The sequence below is a fragment of the Anabaena cylindrica UHCC 0172 genome (assembly GCF_034931625.1).
GTDB classification, from domain to species: domain Bacteria; phylum Cyanobacteriota; class Cyanobacteriia; order Cyanobacteriales; family Nostocaceae; genus Anabaena; species Anabaena cylindrica_A.
Genome location: NZ_JAYGGY010000078.1, coordinates 42,377 through 55,938 on the forward strand (window position 1 = coordinate 42,377; position 13,562 = coordinate 55,938).

Annotated in this window: 16 protein-coding genes; 11 read left to right on the forward strand and 5 right to left on the reverse strand. The window is 39.6% G+C overall.

Going from position 1 to position 13,562, the window contains the following annotated elements:
- Positions 1-119 precede the first annotated feature (119 nt).
- The 3 genes from VB713_RS14125 to VB713_RS14135 all read left to right on the forward strand — a co-directional run bounded on the left by VB713_RS14125 (position 120) and on the right by VB713_RS14135 (position 4,057).
- Positions 120-2,645 (forward strand): hypothetical protein, encoded by a 2,526-nt coding sequence (locus VB713_RS14125; protein ID WP_323312153.1) that lies wholly within the window; start codon positions 120-122, stop codon positions 2,643-2,645.
- A gap of 97 nt (positions 2,646-2,742) precedes the next feature.
- On the forward strand, positions 2,743-3,039 hold the full coding sequence (locus VB713_RS14130; protein ID WP_323312154.1) for a J domain-containing protein: 297 nt from the start codon (positions 2,743-2,745) through the stop codon (positions 3,037-3,039).
- Between the two features lie 259 nt (positions 3,040-3,298).
- Positions 3,299-4,057, forward strand: a complete 759-nt coding sequence (locus VB713_RS14135) for a nucleotide exchange factor GrpE (RefSeq protein ID WP_323312155.1) — start codon at positions 3,299-3,301, stop codon at positions 4,055-4,057.
- A gap of 44 nt (positions 4,058-4,101) precedes the next feature.
- Here the strand turns inward: VB713_RS14135 and VB713_RS14140 are convergent, their stop codons facing one another.
- Together VB713_RS14140 and VB713_RS14145 are read right to left on the reverse strand one after the other, a co-directional pair.
- Positions 4,102-4,743 (reverse strand): type I restriction endonuclease subunit R, encoded by a 642-nt coding sequence (locus VB713_RS14140; protein WP_323312156.1) that lies wholly within the window; start codon positions 4,741-4,743, stop codon positions 4,102-4,104.
- 96 nt (positions 4,744-4,839) lie between these two features.
- Positions 4,840-4,992 carry a hypothetical protein gene (locus VB713_RS14145; protein ID WP_323312157.1) on the reverse strand — a complete coding sequence of 51 codons (153 nt, stop codon included), beginning with the start codon at positions 4,990-4,992 and terminating at the stop codon, positions 4,840-4,842.
- Between the two features lie 198 nt (positions 4,993-5,190).
- Here VB713_RS14145 and VB713_RS14150 point away from each other — a divergent pair, with 198 nt between their 5' ends.
- Together VB713_RS14150 and VB713_RS14155 are read left to right on the forward strand one after the other, a co-directional pair.
- Positions 5,191-6,087: a hypothetical protein gene (locus tag VB713_RS14150; RefSeq protein WP_323312158.1), complete on the forward strand. Its 897-nt coding sequence runs from the start codon at positions 5,191-5,193 to the stop codon at positions 6,085-6,087.
- Positions 6,084-6,803, forward strand: coding sequence for a hypothetical protein (locus tag VB713_RS14155; RefSeq protein WP_323312159.1), 720 nt, complete (start codon positions 6,084-6,086; stop codon positions 6,801-6,803). The genes VB713_RS14150 and VB713_RS14155 overlap by 4 nt, the downstream gene beginning before the upstream one ends.
- A 100-nt stretch (positions 6,804-6,903) precedes the next feature.
- Here VB713_RS14155 and VB713_RS14160 read toward each other — a convergent pair whose 3' ends face one another.
- From VB713_RS14160 to VB713_RS14170, 3 genes are read right to left on the reverse strand one after another with little or no spacing between them, the layout of a single operon-like run.
- A complete protein-coding gene (locus VB713_RS14160) occupies positions 6,904-7,059 on the reverse strand; it encodes a hypothetical protein (RefSeq protein WP_323312160.1) in 156 nt (51 codons plus the stop codon).
- Positions 7,060-7,084: 25 nt separating this feature from the next.
- On the reverse strand, positions 7,085-7,531 hold the full coding sequence (locus tag VB713_RS14165; protein ID WP_323312161.1) for a type II toxin-antitoxin system VapC family toxin: 447 nt from the start codon (positions 7,529-7,531) through the stop codon (positions 7,085-7,087).
- On the reverse strand, positions 7,503-7,736 hold the full coding sequence (locus tag VB713_RS14170) for a FitA-like ribbon-helix-helix domain-containing protein (RefSeq protein ID WP_323312162.1): 234 nt from the start codon (positions 7,734-7,736) through the stop codon (positions 7,503-7,505). Before VB713_RS14170 ends, VB713_RS14165 begins: the two co-directional genes overlap by 29 nt.
- A gap of 355 nt (positions 7,737-8,091) precedes the next feature.
- On the opposite strand from VB713_RS14170, the gene VB713_RS14175 reads away from it, so the two are divergent.
- The 6 genes from VB713_RS14175 (at position 8,092) to VB713_RS14200 (ending at position 13,489) form a co-directional block, all read left to right on the forward strand.
- Entirely contained in the window at positions 8,092-8,508 is a 417-nt protein-coding gene (locus VB713_RS14175; protein WP_323312163.1) for a hypothetical protein, read from the forward strand.
- 132 nt (positions 8,509-8,640) lie between these two features.
- A complete protein-coding gene (locus VB713_RS14180; protein WP_323312164.1) occupies positions 8,641-8,973 on the forward strand; it encodes a type II toxin-antitoxin system PrlF family antitoxin in 333 nt (110 codons plus the stop codon).
- Between the two features lie 2 nt (positions 8,974-8,975).
- Complete coding sequence (locus VB713_RS14185) at positions 8,976-9,473, forward strand: type II toxin-antitoxin system YhaV family toxin (protein ID WP_323312165.1); 498 nt, start codon at positions 8,976-8,978, stop codon at positions 9,471-9,473.
- A 165-nt stretch (positions 9,474-9,638) separates the two neighbouring features.
- Positions 9,639-11,399 (forward strand): Hsp70 family protein, encoded by a 1,761-nt coding sequence (locus VB713_RS14190; RefSeq protein ID WP_323312166.1) that lies wholly within the window; start codon positions 9,639-9,641, stop codon positions 11,397-11,399.
- A gap of 6 nt (positions 11,400-11,405) precedes the next feature.
- Positions 11,406-11,825, forward strand: a complete 420-nt coding sequence (locus VB713_RS14195) for a tetratricopeptide repeat protein (protein ID WP_323312167.1) — start codon at positions 11,406-11,408, stop codon at positions 11,823-11,825.
- 305 nt (positions 11,826-12,130) lie between these two features.
- Positions 12,131-13,489, forward strand: a complete 1,359-nt coding sequence (locus tag VB713_RS14200; protein WP_323312168.1) for an OB-fold nucleic acid binding domain-containing protein — start codon at positions 12,131-12,133, stop codon at positions 13,487-13,489.
- The last annotated feature ends 73 nt before the right edge of the window (positions 13,490-13,562 follow it).

Sequence of the window (13,562 nt, forward strand, 5' to 3'; positions counted from 1 at the left end):
CATGCGATCGCTTATCTTGTAGGTTAGGTTAAGGCTTATAATATTGAAATTAAGAAAGTAGTTGGAGCCGCCCTTAACTATGAGGGTGAAAATCAAAAAATAATTAGGAAGAAAGCCCAGTGGCTAAACATCAATCTCAACAACGCTCACAACAACAGGTCTCTAGCACAGAGACAAAAGTTACTGAAAACTCTTTCCAGAAGCAACTGCAAGAATTGCTGAATCAGCAAAAATATCGGCAAGCATTGGAAGAAATCAAGAAACATCAGCGATCGCATCCTGATATTGAATTTACTCCCCCAGAATCAGAAATTTGGTTGCTACGGGGTCAGCAAGAATGCCAAAAACAAGATTTTAAACAGGCAGAAAAATCCTTTGGCCGCGCTCTAGAATTTGGTTTGGTGGGAGAAGTTCATTACTGGCAAGCTAAATGTTTGTTGGAGTTGAAGCAACTAGATGCGGCATTAAAATTGCTCAAAAATGCTTTTGAGGCAGGTACTCTACCGAAAGATTACAGCATCTGTTACGTAAAACTCTTGTTCCTCAAAGGAGATACCACTACAGTTGAGCAATTAATTCAGGAACAATCTAAACGCTTTAGTGCTAACCAACTCCACTGGGTACGAGGTGTTCTGGCGCTAAAAAATGGGCAACCAGAAACAGCTTTGACATCTTTTGTGAAAATTAAGCGAGCCGTCACTGATGGAGATTTGCCCATTGCTTGGGTTGTTTACACTCAACAAGTCAGCGGTAATTGGGATGCTGCGGCTCATCTTTTGGGGTTGAAATCAACTTTATTTGGTCAACCAAAGTATTTGGAGCATCCAATTTTAGAGCGATTGGCAATTTTCCAACATGGAAAAATAGGACATGGAAAAACAGAACCAGAATTCCTCCAATCTTTAAATCCGCGAACAACAGTAGATAAAAATAGCCAACAGGCATTAGTGGCATTGCGAATGCTGCAACTGATTGACCAAGGTAATCACCATGATGCTGCCCATTTGCTGTTAAAGATGGAGCGACGTTCCTCACGCTTTCCAGAATTAGAAAGTCTCCGTCCATTGCTGTTTACCCTAGCCGGACAACAAGCACGGAATCAAAGAGAACTAAGCTGTGCTGAACTATTCTGGCAGCCTTTATTGACAGAGCAACCCTTTAATCCCCAACTGGCAATCAATCTCTTAGAAGTTTTCGATGCCAATGATAACAATCAAGAACGCCCACGTCTGTTAACACGATTTTTGAAGTGGTTAGAACAGGAAGCAAAACGCAATCCTCAAGAATGGCCGGCACAACGATTGAAAGCGACTCAAGCACATCTCCACTGCTGGATGGCAGATGCTTACATGGCAATAGATCGCTCTCGTGCAGGTTTGGGAGCTTTACAACAAGCAGAGCGCATCTGTCCGACCTCACCAGAGGTAATAGGGCGTAAGGGATTAATTGAGGCAATAGAAGAAAATTATCCGGAAGCGATCGCACTGACTACCCAAGCACTAGAAGGTGGATGTCGTTATGAAGAAGTTTATAGTGCCTTACTTGCTTCTTGGGAGGAAGTAGGAAACAAACAAGCACTCAATGAAGCTCGTCGCAAATTTGGCAAGCACTTTGGGGATCTGAATATTGAACCTGAAGTGGAAATATTGCCTTGGATAGATGCTCTATCTACGTTAAATTATCCCTTATTTAGTCGTTTGGTGGAGACAGGAGATTCGACAGATCCGCCAATCCGCGCTTGTCAGATATTTGTGAATGCAGTCCAAAGTCTGCCTAATTCCGGCGGTCGGGTTTCATTAGACCAAAAAGCGGCAGCCCAAGTATGGGATACTATTCTTCAAAGATTAGCAGGTCAAGAACAAATTGCTGTATTGCAAGCGATCGCTCTTTCTATCCAACTCTTCGCCAAACGAGAAAAAGGTATCGCTGCTTTACTCAGTCAGTATCAGCAAAAGTTAATCAACCTATCCATAGAATATCCAGAAGCCAGAGTTGCCAATTTAGTTGTCTTAGCTGTTAAAGAAAATAGTCTCAAAAAACTAGAGATTCCTGTGCGTTCCTACCTCGACACCATGCCCCAACCAGGCAATGCGATCGCAAATATTCAACTCCAAGCACGCCGTTTTGGTGAGATTACAACCCTTGTACCTTTCCTAGATGAAGCACTACGTCGGGAACCACAAAACCCTTTATTGCTATTAGCTAAAGCTACTACTTACCATGTTGATCATCCAAATTATGAACAATTAAAGCAACAGGGATTTGAATTAGCCCGTCGTCTACAAGATGCCAAAGCATTACAAGCATTTCGGGAAGAACAGGCATTTCTTAATGCTAGAGAAACTCAGGATGCCATGCCAGATCCAGAGGAATTTGATAATCTCGATATGTCAAATTTTGATGATTTATTAGGAGGGATGCTGAAGAAATTATTAGGCAATAAAATCCCTAAAGATGAGTTTGAACGGATGCTTCCAGAACTCAAGCAAAGGATGTTAAACAGTATGCCTGATTTTTCAGATGAAGATGATGAAGACGACGACGATGAAGATGAAATAGATTTAGATTTTCTCTTTAGAAACGCACCACCTACATCTAAAAAACGCAAGGGTAGAAAAAAAGCAGGTTTTCAGGAATTGTTGTAAAAGTCAAATATCAAGAGTAATCGAACGCAGATAAACGCAGATAAACACAGATAAAGACTGATAGTTTAATTGATGTCATCTTAATTGGAAATTATTTATGGCTGACCACTACGAACGCTTAGGAATTTCACCAGAAGCAACAAGCGCCCAAATTAAAGCGGCTTATCATGCCAAGCTACGTGAATTCCCGGCTCATACTTATCCAGAAGAGTTTAAGGAAATTCGAGGAGCTTATGAAGCACTTCGTAAAGGAGAAACAGGTCAATCTGAGGATTTCTTGAAATTTCGTCCTCTAGAAGCAGAACTGAATCTAGAGATATTAAAACAGTTGCGAGAAAAAGCCCTAAGTCAACTAGAAGTTAGCTTAGATGATTTAATTCGTTCCACATTTTAAATAATTAGAACTTACGCATTGACAGAACACAACAAATATGTGATATGGATTTCAGTCTCTTGTAGGGTGCGTCAGACTTGATAATTTGGCACAATTAACAGATTTTCTACATCTGACGCACCTTTATAATAAGTTGTCCCAAAAGCCTGAAATAACCAATTATCGTTGATTCATATCATTTCCAATTTGTATAGTGCGTAAGTCCTAATAATTGATAATGTCCACTAACTATTGACCAATTACCAATTACCAATTACCAATGACAAATGACAAAGAAGTTTTATTTACCAAATTTCTAGATTATTTACAATCAGAACAATTACCCCCCGAATATTTAGGCGAACCACCATCATCTGCTAATATCTTTGATACCTATCAAATGGTGGCAGAATGGACTGCTCTCCGCCATGAAATTAAGCAACAGGGTAAATTATTGCATTCTACCCAAGATACTCTGATGCAAGCATTGGCAGTGACTCGTTCAGATCAAGAACAGATGCCAATGCGTTTGGAAGAAATTCAAAAACAAGCATTGGATAAATTTGAGCGGCAGCAGGAGAAATTCCTCAAAGATTTACTGAGTATTATGGATGCTTTAGATCAGGCTTGTACTTACTGGCAAGAAGAATTAGAAGCATTATCTACTACCTCAAATTCAGAACCAGCAACACAAAAAGGCTTCTGGGAAAAACTAGGAGATTGGATTAATGGTAATTCTACTCAATCTAGTGAGCCAGAAAAATTACCAATATCAGAATCATTAACTGAAATTTTCACCAGCAATCAGCAGGGAGTAGAGTTAATTAGGCGATCGCTTTTAGAAATCCTCAAACAACGCCGTGTTGTTCCCATTCCCGCCCAGGGCAAACCCTTTGATTCCCAGACGATGTATGCTGTAGGTCGTGAGTCAAGAGCAGAAATGGCAGATAATACCGTGATTCAGGAAGTAGTACGGGGCTATTTATGGGGCGATAAAGTCTTGAGAGAAGCACAGGTAATTGTAGCGACACAAAAATAGAGGAGTAATTATTAAGCGATTCCTAGGTCGCGCTTCGCTATCGCCTAACTCCTCAAATCGCCAATATAAGCCCCAATTTGTTTAAGTCCCTGCAAAACTTGGATACGTTCTGCTGTATTTTCAAGTAACCGATAAGTATGCGATCGCGTATATTGAGGGACATTTTGGTGGCGGTCGCATTTCAAAAACAATACTTCTCTGCCATTTGTAACCATTCCATAGCAACTTGACTGTAAATTAGGAGCGCTCAACAAGTAAGTCAGTGCTTGAGGAATTCCTGCGGTAACGTCTAGCCTTGCAGGTTTTGATTCGATTACCAAAATCCAAAAACTATCTTGGATTACCAAAATATCAATTCTGCCTTGAACCGCGATAGCATTAGCTTCATCAGCAACTTCGATACTGGTACTGACTTCTGCTTTTACCAAAAAAGGAAATTGATAGAAACCAGCCAAATCTAGCAATGGCGATACTACGACAAGCTTAACAATTTCTTCGAGGGGCGCTTCCTCTTGACTGAGATAGGTATAGTTGCGAGTGAGGCGATCTAGTCCTTGTAGTTCCGCTTCGGTTAGTGTTGGTGAATTATTTAACCATTCATCAAAAAAGCGATCGCTAGTGTCGAGTCTCAAACCAAAGGTTTGACGGAGGTTTCTAAGGGTAAGGCTACTAGCATTTGTAATCACAGTTAAATCCTTGCAGTAATTACATGAAGTTTAGGAACTTGATTTGGGTTCTAATAGTTAATAATACGATACATATAAGGAAAAAAGAGATCGTCTTTAGGAGAGAGATGGTTGAGGCGATCGCTCTATCGCTCTATAAAAAATAATTGGAGCGGACAATATTGTGATACTTTGGTTTTGAGTTGGGGCGATCGCCTCCAAAAACTTATATGCCAACAGGGATCGCTCGTAGAGCGTGTCTGTTTTCACATACAATTCCGTGGGGCTTGACAGGATTCAGGATTCACCTGTAATGCTAGAAAAATGTTCTATAGAAAATTTCTGTATAATAACTAGTTATACCAAACCGATTAGGGATTTGTAGATAATTAATGATTCCAATTGGGTCATTGACAATTCCCCTTTTTCCTTAACTTGTCACAAATGATGATAGCCTATAAAAAACTCATGTATACAGAAGAGCAAATCAAAAATTTATTTGGAGATCCTGCGGTAAAATACATAAAACATAAAAATACAGGTGGTGTTAGTAACAGTAAAGGTAACACTTATGAAAACATCTTTGCTATCTACAAAATATCCTTATTATCTAAATGCGTTTTAGAATGTAACAAAGAAATTTACTTATTAAGCCAATGTCTATCCTTTATTGATGACTTAATTATTGAACTTGTCTCAGAAAATACGCTTCAACACTATCAACTTAAAAACAGTTCTGCTATAACTTGGGGAACAGGAGAAAAATCAATAAATGACGACTTTAAAAAACAGTATGAATTAAACCAATCAATTTCCAAGGTGTCAAAACTTGCGCTAGTAGTCTCTTCTTCAGAACTTCGAGATAAATTACAAACGAATATTCCCAATGATATTAAAGATTATAGCCAAGTTATTTACTTCTATTTTGCCGATAGCCTACCTAAAATAATTTCCCAAGAACCTGATTTTAGACATTCATTAGAGTATTTATGTGCTTTTAATAACCCAGAACCAGATAAAATTGAATGTCTGGCTACAGTTTTACTTGGTGCTTGGGGAGCGAGTAATAAATCTAAAGTATCTATTATAGATATTCTCAACAAAGCTCAAAATTGCAGCCCTTCATATATTCGTTCCTTTCAAGCAAAACTACAGCTAGACCCAGAAGTAAGAGATATTTTTGATAAAATAGACGGTTTTACCTATAATTTAAGCAGAGGCTTTTTACAATGGGAGTATTTCGACGGACTAAATGAAGGAACAATATATTACAGTATCGAAACCACAAAGTTTCAAAAACTTCAGGAACTTATCAAGAAAAATCACCCCACTTCCTTCGATGAATTGGAGGTATTCTTAATATGACTAGGCTATATTCAGACATTTGTAATCAAGACATTCAGCAATTACTGGAAACATTAGCCAATAAGAATGTTAAACCAGACAAATACAAAGATACCATGACCAAGATAGGGATGAATCTTGGTAATTTTCTCCTCTCTGAAATTAATGATAAAAATTCTGATGTATACGTAGCTTGTACCGTAGAAGATGCTGATTTTTTAGCTAAAGGTATAATGTTAACCTTAGAAGAACATCTACATAATATTGGCTTTGCTTGTTTCTGGAATAAGCGATTTTCTCCTTTTGAAATTGAAGATTTAAAAGTAGCTCCTATTCTCAAAAAATATCAAGAACCTGCTCATGAGAAAGTTAAATATTTGATTGTAATTAAATCTATTATTTCTGGTGCTTGTGTAGTCAAAACTAACTTGATTAACCTGGTTCAAAAAATAGAACCAGAGAAAATATTTATAGTTGCACCTGTCATTTATCGAAATGCAGAGCAAAAACTTCAAAATGAATTTGCAGAAAATATCTATAATAAATTTAAATTTTTTTACTTTGCTAAAGACGATAAACGCACCGAACAAGGTGAAGTAATCCCAGGAATAGGAGGTAATGTCTATTTAAGATTGGGATTTGAGGGACAAGATCATAAAAATGAATATATCCCCGAAATCGTGAAAATGAGACGTTCTAAATTTATCCGTCAAAAACAGGAAATTCATCATACTTAATGATAATTCAATGTCTGAATCAGGATTTACAAGATCAAGTACGATCGCAGATCCTGTAGAGTGCGTTAATAAAATGTAACGCGCCTTGTCTTTGTTTGGATTAAAGTAATTTATTCAGGGCGATCGCTGTATAACAAATCATTGGAGCAGAAAATATTTTGGTTTTTAGTTGAAGGCGATCCCTACGGCGAGACAAGCGATCGCAAAGGTTCAGGAATTTATAGGCGATCGCTATATTTTTTATACTAAGCAACACACTAATCCTGGGGCGGAGTTGTCAGTCAAAAACTCTCAACGGATTCAAAAGGGTTGATCAGGGAAACGCCTGTCCCGGAAAAGTCCTTCACATTCCGTGTGACTAGGGTTAAGCCGCAGGTGAGGGCAGTGGCGGCAATCTGTTTATCCAGAGTATTTTGGGGGTGGGGAACGCGCAATTTGCCCCAAACCTGAGCCTCAAGTGCCGTGAAATCTAGAATATGGTCGGCGTAGTCTTCTAAAACCGTCTGCAACCAGTCTTCTAGCAGATCGGCTTGGTGTTGATCACCGCGATACCTGATCAATTCAACACCTCGCCGCAGTTCGCCAATGGTGATGACACTGAGATAGAGCGGGGCAGCGAGATCAGTCGCTTGCTGGAAAAATTGCAGGACACCTGGGTTCGCCTTGCTGTTTTTTCGGAGTTCGCTAATAATGTTAGTATCAATCAAATATTTGTCTGATTGTGTCATCCTGTACCCGCTCGTAGTCTGAATCGTTGCCAACATTGGGGATATGGCATAGTACCTCTGCAAAAGATTTTCGTTGCGGTTGCAGCAATGCCTGTTCTAAAATTTTGCGGTGTTCGGCTTCAGCACTGACCCCATGCTGAGTTGCCCGTTTTTTGAGGGCTTTGACAATAGTTTCATCAATGTTACGTACAATTAAATTTGCCATAAACGAACTCCGTTTGGGGGATATTCTCAATTATTTGAATGATAGCATTGATATCATTCTAGTTGCCTTAGTTTAGCGTCGTACCCCTTCGGGGAAGCAAGCTACGCGGAGCGTTTTGAAGAGAGCGAAGCGATCGCTGTATAACAAACCATTAGAGTAAACAATATTGTGATACTTTAGTTTTGAGTTGGGGCGATCGCGCAAATGCTGACCGAAGATATCGCTTGCTGCTCAATTCAAGCGTTAGGAGCTATTTTTTATTAAAGTCTAAATATCTAGGTTGTTTAACTTTTTGTTAAGATTGAGAGAGTCAGGTATAAAGAAGTTTGACCCTAAGCTGGGTAATAGTTCGATTATGACTAATATGCAAGTTGTATTATCATCTCAATCAAAAGTCTCTGTTGTCAAAGTTAACAATGGATATCACGTTAACGTTAAGTTAGAAAGTGATAGTTATATTCATAATTTTTCATTTGAAACAGTCAGAAGTGCTGGAGAACTTGCATCGAAGATATTGAAAGTTAGTAAATTAGATTTACAACATTGGACGAAGCACGAAAATACAAGTGATCTATCCGATAAATTCTTGATTCATCATCACAAAAAATCGAAAGCTCATCTTTGGGAAGGACTTGACACGTTTTGTCATATGTGGATCACTGGCGGACTTGGTGACGGTTATAATCTCTTTGACACTGATTTAGATAGGCGTATTTGCACAATGTGTTGTAATCAGCAAAGAATCCTTACGCTCAATTCAGGCAAGGATTAAAGTTAAAGAGACTTGGCTTAAGCCAACAAAATTTCTGCCGTTAGCCTCCAAACCAGAAATATGATTCTTGACACGACAATGCAATTGCATTACCTTGGAGATAGAATTTAACCGATAGGTTGAGAGGTCGCTATGGCTGTAATACCAGCCCCATCTTCAGAATCTACTCTTACTGATCGCTATCAGACTACAATACCTGAACCCGTTCGCAAGTTCCTTGGCTTGGATAAGCGTGATAAAATCTGCTACACTATCCAGCCTGATGGTAAGGTAGTGATTTCTCGCATTGACAAGACAGAAAGCGATCCTATACTTGGGCAGTTTCTAAATTTTATTGCACGAGATATCCAAAATAATCCTCAGCACTTACAAGCGATTAGCTCTGATTTAGTAAACCGTGTTCAGTCCTTGGTTGCTGAAGTTGATATTGATCTTGATGCACCACTCTCTGACGAGGATGAATAAGTTTGTCTGTAAATCAGCCGCTAGTCATTAATGGGTGGAACATATTTGCTCATCCTCTCTTCCTTAACCAGTTTGAAGAACTTCTGACCCAGGTTGAACATTTGCATCAAAAGTATCCTCAAGACTACAAGAAAAAAAACGCCACAAAGCGTCTAGCTGCCATAGCAAAACTGGCATTTGATGTTATTCTTCAAGATCCAACACGTAGTGATTATCGCCAAGGTACTACTCTTGGTGACGATTACAAACACTGGTTTAGAGCAAAATTTTTTCAGCAGTACCGACTGTTTTTTCGATATCATCTGGAGAGCAAAATAATTGTTTTCGCCTGGGTTAACGATGAGAACTCTAAGCGCTCCTATGACAGTACCACAGACGCTTATCGAGTTTTTAAGAAAATGCTGGAAAGTGGTCATCCTCCAGATAATTGGCATGATTTACTCAAAGATGCAAAATGTGCAACTAATCGTTTAGAGAAAGCCGTCAACGCAGAAATTTAACTACCAACTTAAAAATTATAAATTATTTAGTCAATATATTGTAATCTTATCTCTAATGGTGAAGCCGTCATGCTGCCAAAATACGGTATTTTGTAATTACATTATGGTGTGAGCTTGCGAAATTGCACCAGGGGCAAATAACTTTTAAATTAAATTAGAAATTTTATGAAAGCAGTCGGTATTGATTTAGGGACAACAAATTCAGAAGTAGCGATTGTCGAAAACGGACAGGTGCGGGTATTACCAGGAGAAGATGGCGACCTGATTTTACCTTCCTGCGTAGGGTTTAGCGATACGGGTAAAGTGCTGGTGGGAAGAGAAGCACTGCGTCAGTATGCTGCTGCTCCTGAACGCACGGTGAAGTCAATTAAGCGGTGGATGGGAACTGACCACAAAACCACTTTAGGCGATAAAGAATACTTACCTCATGAAGTTTCCGCTATCATTCTCCGCGCCCTCAAACAACGGGCTGAGAATGCTTTGGGAGAAACAATTACCCAAGCCGTGATTACAGTTCCCGCCTACTTTACAGATGCTCAACGGCAAGCAACTAAAACCGCTGGGGAAATAGCTGGTTTGGAAGTACTGCAAATTATCAACGAACCAACAGCGGCCGCTTTAGCTTATGATTTGCGTTCTGAAGAGACAGAACGGGTTTTGGTTTATGACTTGGGAGGTGGTACTTTTGATGTGTCGGTAGTGGAAATTACAGGCGAAGTCACAGAAGTATTAGCTACTCATGGTAACAACCGCTTGGGTGGAGACGATTTCGACAGGCTTTTGCAACTCTATCTAGTGGATCTATTTCGTAAACAGCATAGTGTAGATGTTCCAGATGATGCGCCTACCCAAGCTCGTCTTCTGCGAGCAGCAGAGCAGTTAAAAATTGATTTGAGTTCCCACGCTTTTGCCACAGTTCGGGAAGCCTTTTTAGGTAGTAAGGGCAAGACGGCATTACATTTAGAGACAGAAGTAGCGCGAACAGATTTGGAAAAGTTGATTCGCCCTCTATTAACAGAAACCTTAGAGGCAATTGACCGCGCTCTCACAGATGCAGACCTAATGCCCGGTGACATTGACCGGATTATCTTAGTTGGTGGTTCGACACGCATTCCCTTAGTCCAAGAAATGATCTCAGAGCATCTGGGACAGACTCCCAGTGATGGTATTCAACCAGACCTTTGTGTGGCATTGGGAGCAGCTTTACAAGCTGGGGTGTTGGTAGGTGAATCTGTAGATGCTATTCTTGTCGATGTGATTCCCCATTCTTTGGGTATTTCTGCGGCTGTGACTACACCAATGGGGATTATGCCCGGTTACTTTAGTGTGATTATTCCCCGCAATAGCGTTGTTCCCGTTTCTCGCTCCCAAGTTTATTCCACCGTTTCTGATGAACAAGAAATTGTAGAAATTGAAGTTTTTCAGGGAGAAAATGCGATCGCTGAGGAAAATGTGCCGCTAGGTGATTTTAAGGTGGAAAACTTACCACCCAAACCAGCCGGGGGCATTCAAATTGAGGTTCACTTTGACTTTGATATCAATGGCATTCTCACTGTCACCACTACTGAGAAAGGCAAAGGGCAACAAGGAACGCTAGTAGTGAATAATGCAGGTATCCAGAAACTTTCTAGCCACGAATTGAAGCAAGCCAGGGCAGATTTAGATGCATTATTTGAAAGTGATGAAACAATTGAAATCTCCAGCGAAGAGATCAGCGAAACAGTAGAAATCGCACCAGAATTAGCCGCACTTTTAGATCGCGCTCAACAAACACTTCTGACGGTAGATCCTGAACAAGCAGAGGAATTACAAGATATATTAACCCAGATTGAAAATGCGATCGCGAACAAGAGTGCAGAATTACCCCAGTTACAAGAAGAACTCTCAGATTTTCTTTACTACGCAATTTCCAATGAGTCGGAGTGAGAAATCATGAAATGTCCTGTCTGTGGTGTAGTATATCGTCCGACAAGGGGAGCAGGGAAGCAAGGGGGAGAAACTGACAGCAATACTTCTCCATTGCCCTCTGCCCCCTCTCCAACTTGTAGACGCTGCAAAGCCGACTTATCTGACTTGATCAGTCTGCACGACCAAGCCATCTGGTATCACAGACAAGCACTGTATTTATTGCCAAAAGGTTTTTATCCAGAAGCCGCAACGCGCAATAATCAAGCTCTAGCTTTGTATTACAGCAATGCAGACTTCCATGCCTTAGCTGGTAAATTATCGGCATTGCAAGGAGAATGGCAAGATGCGATCGCATTTTGGCAACAAGCACTCAAGTTTGACCCACAAAATGCGATCGCTGGTAATTGTCTAGAAATGATCAAGCTAATGGCAAAAAGTAATTGAATCTGTCATAGATAGAAAAAGTCTTGAATCAACTGAGAAGGGGATATTTGAACCAAATTAATCAGGTTTTCCGTAAAAAAAAAGTTACGCATTGACAGAATAACAAAATAGTGAATTCCTAAATATAGGTTGTCTACTTTCTAGGTATCGGACAATTTAGAGAAATCACTAAACCATCCACAGCGCAATGCAATCTAGACCTATACACCTTATTTTTGTTAACCTTAATAGTGATTGCATAATCTAGAACACATAGATAATATTTTTTTCAATGCGTAAGTCCTATTTTACAAAAGCTAAGTAATATGGTTAAAATAATTTCCCGTCAGTACGTAGGTCAAGCCAATGTTTATGATATTGGCGTTGAAGAGGATCATAATTTTGCCATAAAGAATGGTTTTGTCGCCTCTAATTGCTTCAACAAATCCCACTCTACCGCCTATGCTTATGTAACTTATCAAACTGCATATTTAAAAGCAAATTATCCCTTGGAATATATGGCTGCACTGTTAACAGCTAACAGCGGCGATACTGACAAAGTGCAGAAATATCTGAACAACTGCACAACTATGGGGATTGAAATAGATCCACCGGATATTAATCGCTCTGGGTTAGATTTTACACCAGCAGACAAGAAGATTTTATTTGGCTTTTCCGCAGTGCGAAATGTGGGACAAAATGCGATCGCAGGAATTCTGGAAGCTAGAACAGAGGGAGGTGAGTTTAAATCCCTAGGCGATTTTTGCGATCGCATCGACTTACGTACAGTTAACCGTCGAACTTTGGAATCATTGATACAGTGTGGAGCCTTTGACAAAATTCAATCCAACCGCCAACAATTAAGCCGTGACTTAGAATTAGTATACGATTGGGCGCAATCTCGTGCTAAAGATCGAGCCAGTGGACAGGGAAATCTGTTTGATTTAATGGGTGGTGGTTTTGCCAGTAATAATAATCAACAAAAATCAAATAACGCCTTTGAATCTGCTCCCAAAGCTGAACCAACTTCAGATTTTCCTCCCCAAGAAAAATTGCGGATGGAAAAAGAATTATTAGGTTTTTATGTATCGGCTCATCCACTTAAAGATATCAAACAATCATCATCACTTCTGGCACCAATTAACTTAGCTCAGTTAGGAGAACAAAAAGATAATACAATACTTTGTGCCGTTGTCATGCTCAATAATGTCAAAAAAGTGGTGACAAAAAAAGGCGATCCAATGGCAATTTTACAAATAGAAGACCTAACTGCATCATCAGAAGCAATCGTCTTTCCCAAAAATTATGAACGAGTTGCTTCACTGCTACAAGTTGATGCCAGATTAATCATTTGGGGTAAAGTAGACAAACGAGATGATCAAAATCAATTTATCGTTGAAGATGCAGAACCAGTTGAAGAAGTCAAGATGGTAATGGTGGAATTAAATCCCCAAGAAGCTGGTACTATTGAAGTCCAGCATCGCCTCAGATCAATTTTAAAAGAACAGTCAGGAGATAAAGATAAAGCGAAAGTTCCAGTAATTGGCATTATTCAGTCAGGTAATTCCCGTCAACTTGTGCGTTTTGGTAAACAATTTTGGGTACAAGATTCTTTCTCAACTGTGCAATCGTTAAAAAACGCTAGATTTCCTGCTCAAGTAAAACAACTGACGGATAATTCATAATGGGCTATACTGTGAACACTTACATACCCATCAGAGCTTTAAGTAATTAATTTTTGTAACCCAGGTCTAAATT